This is a genomic window from Dehalococcoidia bacterium (assembly GCA_028711995.1).
Classification (GTDB): Bacteria; Chloroflexota; Dehalococcoidia; order SZUA-161; family SpSt-899; genus JAQTRE01.
On the sequence record JAQTRE010000161.1, the window covers coordinates 1 to 6,311 of the forward strand.

A 6,311-nucleotide genomic window follows, 5' to 3' on the forward strand; every position below is an offset into this window, starting at 1 on the left:
GTGCTCAAACCCTCAAAACCGAGGGCTTAACCTATGAGAATGTCACTTGAAAGTCAAAACGTCGGTTTCAAAAACCGTGTCAACTTCTTTCAGGGTATTCTTAACCCCTATTCTTAAACGGCCTCGAGTCGACAGATCACAGACAAGACACCGAGCCGGTCCTATTAGGAGTCAGGCCCTACCTGAAAGTGGCCTGACTACATTATCGCAGTCCCATATTAGCTGCGATCTTCTGTTGCCTCAGCCAACGCCTATTTTTCATCGAATAGGAGATTCGCATCCTTATACGCAGGCGGCCTGCGCTCCACTAAAGCCATAACGGCCTCCTGTTGGTCCTTTGATCGCTTGATGATCCCATTACAGGCCAGTGCGAATAGAACCGACGATTCCGGATCGGAGTTGAGACTGGCATAGACCGTTTGTTTGATCATCCTTTGCGTTATCGGCGGAATACTCATCAGGCTTTTCGCCAGCCTCCTCGTCTCCTCCTCCAGCTTCTCGGACGCCACCAGCCTGTTGACCAACCCTATCCGATATGCCTCTTCTGCCTCAATGAAATCACAAGTCATGATGATCTCCAGAGCCTTCCCAAGGCCAACCACCCGGGGCAACGTCCACGATTCGTAGAGGCCAGGTACAAAGCCTATCCGCGGCTGGCCTATCATGAATCGGGTGCTTGGATCTGCAACTCGCATGTCACAGGCCAACGAAATCCCAAAGCCTCCGCCGATAGCATCTCCTTTCATCATGGCGATCGTCGGCTTTTGCACCTGCCGTATAGCCGCGATGGCCTCCTGAGCGATTGTGCGAAGCTGCCCCGGAGGAAAACCCTCTTCGTTGATACGCACCCAGATCTCCTCCGCCTGTTCCGGACTTACCCGTCCTGCCTTCAATTCAGCAAATCTTATGTCTCCCCCAGAGCAAAAAGCGTCCCCGGCCCCTGTCACCACTATCACCCTCACCTCACTGTCTTTGCTCACATCATTAATGGCCACCATTATTTCCTGCAACATCTTGTAGCTCAACGCATTCTTCTTCTGCGGCCGGTTTAAGGTGAGGGTGGCGATCTGATTCTCTTTGGTGAGGATGATGTCCTCGAAAGTCATTTGATTCCCTCCTCGTGCAAATTTTTCGATCCTCATTATGGCTTCGCTCTTGCCATGATTTACTCGCCTTGTCTCTCCTAATTTACGTTGGTGTTGGTTGCCAACGAAGGAAGTGCCCTCGATTATAGTATCAGTGGTAAAGTTAGAGCTGGACTACTAGGCTGGATGGTAGAGGGAACCGATGGGCGATATTTCAGAAAGCTGTGCGGCCTGATCTGATTATACTCGTTTCTGCACTTCTCTGTCAGCACCTGTGCCTCCTGCAAGATGGCACACATCTCTCGATTCAGCAACTCGTCTCTCGACTTTCCGTTGAAAGACTCGATATATCCGTTCTCCCAGAGACTCTTGGGTTCGATAAACAGCGTGATTGCGGCCGCATCATGTAACCAATCTCTGACCGTCTTTGCTGTAAACATCGGTCCATTATCCGACCGGATGTATTCCAGAGTGCCTCTAAGTAAGACAGCCCATAGGGTTCGGCAAGCACAACCTGAGAATTGATACGGCGCATAGGCAGAATACTCAGGCACTCCCTGGTATATTCGTCGAGAATGGTCAGCATGCGAAAGGACCTCCCATTCGCCGTCCCGTCGGTGACAATATCATAGCTCCGGACGTAGTCTTTAGGCGCCGGCCTGAGCCTGATGCAGGCCCCATCATTCAGCCACAACCGTCCCCGTTTGGGCTGTCTGCGGGGCACCTTGAGGCCTTTTCTCCTCCAGATCCGCTGCACCCGTTTGTGATTCACCATCCAGCCTTCCTCCCGCAATAACCTGGTGATCATTCGGTATTCGTATCGACCATACCGATGGCCAACTGGATGATCAGGCTGGTGATCTGTGCCTCTTCATCGGGGGCACAGTGAGGGTGCGTTTGGGTGGTCCTGGCTGTTCTACGACACGACAACCCCGTCTTTCGGAAACGTGATACTTCCCATAGGCGTGAGTCATGATCGTACACGTCTTCGACGGGCTGAGAAGTTTCCCCGGGCAGCCTCGTTCAGAATGGCACTATCCAAAGAAAGACCGGCCACTAGCTTCTTCAGCCGGGAAATCTCCTTCTCCAGCTCTTTCAGGCACTTGGTTTGCTCCACCCTCATCCCTCCGTATTCCTTCCGCTGGCAGTAGCTTTGTTACCTCTGTCTTTCTGCTGGATTGTCCTCCCGAAGCCCCCTGGCTCAACAGCGCCTCCACCTCACACAGTTTACTGATGACTTGCTGCCGTGCGAATTCCATCTTGCTCACTAAAAGTCCCCCGTTCTTCTCAGTCCAAGTCTAACATTATACTTGGACCTGTTTGGGGGGGCACGTCAGGCTTATCTGATATCCATACTTGGGGCGATACTCTCGGAGCTCCCCCTTGTAATCCGGGGGTTCCATTTCTTATCTTCGAGGGAGTCCTTGTCCCTTGCATCTTGGATATATCGTGCAACCGTCTGCTCCAACGGTGCTTTGTGTTCGGTAATAAGCGAGTGGCCAAGAAGGAGTCAGCGAAAGATCGGATAACTCGGCCAGTTCGTAGAGAGGCCGTGAACAAAATAGCTTTGAAATATCAAAGCATAAACGAATCACTGGTGGTTACGAAGCGAAGTGCTAGTCTGTGGGCCTATACCGCTTGGTAAAAACTGCCCTTAAGAAATCAAGCCGATTGTTTGAGGGAGGAGGAATCTGCTCAGACGCTGGGCCTCCAGGCTTATTGACTCTCTTCATCCAGTGCATCTTGATTGTGCCCCATATTCCCATCGGCAATACGAGAATTATCACTAGCATAAACATGGCCAGAAATGCCGTTCGCCAAGCATCATCAACTTTATACACATACTCGGTGAACAGCTCAGGTCCCAGATATACCACGAAAGCACCTACAACGGGGCCGACCAGTGTGCCGACGCCTCCCAGTATCGCCATAAAAATGACATCAAACAGAATGGACATCCCAAATACGTTGGGATCCATGATGTTTACGTAGTGTGCATAAAGCCATCCGCCAACGCCTGCTATGACGGATGAGGCAACAAAGCCGATCATTTTGTACTTGAAGGGGTTTACGCCCAAGGCATTGGCCAGATCCGGATTGTCACGCACCATTACGAATCCTCTGCCTACCCGTGAGTTGATCAGCCAATATACCATAATAAAGATGAGCACCAAAGTTATAAGCGCTAAATAGTAGAAGCTCTGGGTTGTATTGATATCCACAAAGCCAAAGGAGGGAGTTGGGATACCCCGGAGTCCACTGGTGCTGCCGGTCAGGTAGTACAGTGTGACGGCCAGCTGCCCTATGATGCCTAGAAAAGCGACCGTCATCATGACAAAATATAGCCCTTTGAGCCTCAGGGCAGGTACACCTATCACTATAGCGCCCACAGCGCATATACCTATATCTACCAGAAAACCAACTCCAGTAGGCCAGCCAGCCTTAACGGTTATTAGCCCTGTAGCGTACCCACCCAATCCAAAAAAAGCAGTGTGGGCCATCGTCAATTCGCCAAGGAAGCCCACATACAGGTTAAAGGATATCGTCAATATGGCATATATCAGTGTCAAAACCAGCAGATGATCCCAGTATAGGCTTGTCCAGTTAGGTATTCCTATTGCTATACCCAGAATCATGATAATGAGCAGAGCTCGGTTTGTTTTTGCCATAATCTATATTCCTTTGCCGCCCAGCAGGCCTGCAGGTCTCACAATCAGGACAACGATGATGGTGCCAAAAACAACGACATTCACCCATGCGGCATCCCACAACCCTCCCACCATAGACTCCATCAACCCTAATAATAGTCCTCCTGCTATTGCCCCGCCGATGTTACCCAAGCCTCCAAGCAACACCACGATCATAGCCTTAAAAAGATAAGGCATTCCTATTGTGGTCTCTATGGGGTATATCGGGGCTAGGAATCCTCCGCCTGCGGCTGCAAGAGCAGCCGCAATCATCATGGCCACAAGGAACATAAACTGCGGACTGATGCCCATGAGTGATGCAGCGGTCTCGTTCTGCGTGGTGGCCCTCAGCGCCTTGCCTAATTGGGTGCGTTGAAGAAACAAGTAAAGCACTAGGACGAGCAAGAGAGCCGCAAAGAAGGTCAGCACCTTCTGATCTGTGAGAAAGATCTGGCCTATGGGATTCCTGTAGTTGTCGGATAGGCTTGTGTTCAGTGTTCTCGCCTCACCAGGCCAAGCCTTCCGTGCTATGTTTTCAATGAAGAAGGCCAAGGCTACGGTGGTGAGGATTGGCGCCACCTGGCTTTTGCCATGAACTGGCTTAATCCCCACGATATGGATGCCAGCGCCAACAACGCTTACAAACAACACTGAAAGTAGTATGCAGACGAAATAGTTGTTCAGGACACCTACGTTATCAAACCATCCTTGAGAAAACTGGAAGGTCATAAAGGCACCAAGCATCAGCAGGTGCCCTTGTGCGACGTTGATCAACTTGAGCACGCCAAGGCATAGGGTAAAACCCACGGCGACCAGCACATAAACGCTCCCCAGCACTAAGCCATTGGCCAACTGTTGGTAGAACATATCCCACCAGCTCATGACCTGCTCCTTACAACCTTCATTGTTTTCATATTCCCAGATAAGCCTCTTTGACGACTTTGTTCTCCAACAGACTAGCTGCACTGTCTTCCATTACCACTTTCCCCGTCTGCAGGACATAGCCCCTCTCGGCTATTTCCAATGCCATACGAGCATTCTGCTCTACCAGGAGGACGGTGACGGAATGCTGTTTGTGGATAACACTGATGGCATCTGACAGGTGTTGCACCATCAGCGGGGACAATCCCTGCGAGGGTTCATCCAACAGCAACAACTTGGGATTACCCATCATCCCCCTTCCCACCGCTAACATCTGTTGCTCTCCTCCGGACAGGGTGCCCGCGAGTTGGCCTTCTCTCTCCTTCAGCCGGGGGAACAGGGCATAGACCTTCTCCTGGTTCTCTTTAAACATGCGCTTGTTCCGCTTGAGATATGCCCCCATCTCCAGATTCTCCAGGATCGTCATCTCAGGGAAGACGCCTCTCCCTTCCGGCACCTGCACGATCCCCAAATCGACTATTCTGTGAGCAGGCATGCCGGCAATGCTTTTCCCCTCGAATTCGATCATTCCACTCCGGGGCTTGTTCAATCCGGAAATGGTGCGTATAAGAGTACTCTTGCCAGCACCGTTAGCACCAATAACGCAAACCAGCTCTCCCTGGGGCACATAAACCGATATTCCCTTAATTGCCATTATCGGCCCGTAACAAACTTGCAGGTTCTCTATCTTAAGCACAGTTCACATTCTCCTGAGCGCCCCTGCGACGGCCCAAATAAGCTTCAATCACCTGTTCGTTGGCTTGTATTTCTCTTGGTACACCTTCAGCGATTTTGGTACCGTGATCTATGACCACCAGGCGGTCGCAGATATTCATCATCACCCGCATATCATGATCGATAACCAACACGGTCAGCCCCTGATCTCTCAACTTCCGAATCACGCCAACGACCTTGTTGCTTTCCTCAGCGCTTAGACCGCATACCGGCTCATCCAGAAACAAAAGCTTCGGATTGCCGGCAAGACACATGGCAATAGCCAGTATCCTCTGCGCTCCCGGAGGCAAGCTGGCCGCCGGCCTGGCTGCATACTCTGTGAGCCCCAAAGTCTCCAGTATTCCCATGGCCTTCGTTTGAGAAGCCTTCAGTTCCTTGTTCACTTTGACTCGAAATAGCTGGCTATCGATAATGCCGCTTCTCTCGTGCATGTGGCAACCGTATACTACGCTCTCCAGAGTAGTAGCTGATACAAAAAATTGTGTCTGCTGAAAGGTGCGCGAAATGCCCATCATAGCGATCTTCCACGGGGGCAGCCTCTGTATAGGAGTGTTTCCAAAGAGTATCTGTCCAACCGAGGGCTTATAAACCCCCGACAAAAGGTTGATAGTAGTGGTCTTGCCTGAACCGTTTGGGCCGATCAAGCCCAATATCTCCTGGTGGCGGATGCCGAAACTCAGCTCATTCACGGCTCTTAACCCACCGAAGTCCTTAGTGAGAGTTTCTACTTCAAGAATATAATCTGGTTCCATAATGAGCCCCATCTCAGATTCTCTGCTCGGTCCGGCCTATAATCTCCTCCTGGATCAGCGGGTCAAGTTGCACAAAGAAGGCGCTGTATCCTGCCACCCGCACGATCAGGTTCTTGTAGTCATCCGGATGC

Annotated in this window: 5 protein-coding genes and 1 pseudogene; all 6 read right to left on the reverse strand. The window is 51.1% G+C overall.

Annotated features, from left to right (window positions below):
* Positions 1–251 precede the first annotated feature (251 nt).
* Positions 252–1,106 (reverse strand): enoyl-CoA hydratase/isomerase family protein, encoded by an 855-nt coding sequence (locus PHV74_14400; protein ID MDD5095547.1) that lies wholly within the window; start codon positions 1,104–1,106, stop codon positions 252–254.
* A 122-nt stretch (positions 1,107–1,228) separates the two neighbouring features.
* Positions 1,229–2,344: pseudogene (locus PHV74_14405) on the reverse strand (IS3 family transposase).
* A gap of 357 nt (positions 2,345–2,701) precedes the next feature.
* Entirely contained in the window at positions 2,702–3,754 is a 1,053-nt protein-coding gene (locus PHV74_14410) for a branched-chain amino acid ABC transporter permease (protein ID MDD5095548.1), read from the reverse strand.
* Between the two features lie 3 nt (positions 3,755–3,757).
* Positions 3,758–4,654 carry a branched-chain amino acid ABC transporter permease gene (locus PHV74_14415; GenBank protein ID MDD5095549.1) on the reverse strand — a complete coding sequence of 299 codons (897 nt, stop codon included), beginning with the start codon at positions 4,652–4,654 and terminating at the stop codon, positions 3,758–3,760.
* Positions 4,655–4,682: 28 nt separating this feature from the next.
* Entirely contained in the window at positions 4,683–5,348 is a 666-nt protein-coding gene (locus PHV74_14420; protein MDD5095550.1) for an ABC transporter ATP-binding protein, read from the reverse strand.
* Positions 5,349–5,382: 34 nt separating this feature from the next.
* Positions 5,383–6,180 (reverse strand): ABC transporter ATP-binding protein, encoded by a 798-nt coding sequence (locus tag PHV74_14425; protein ID MDD5095551.1) that lies wholly within the window; start codon positions 6,178–6,180, stop codon positions 5,383–5,385.
* Positions 6,181–6,311 lie beyond the last annotated feature (131 nt).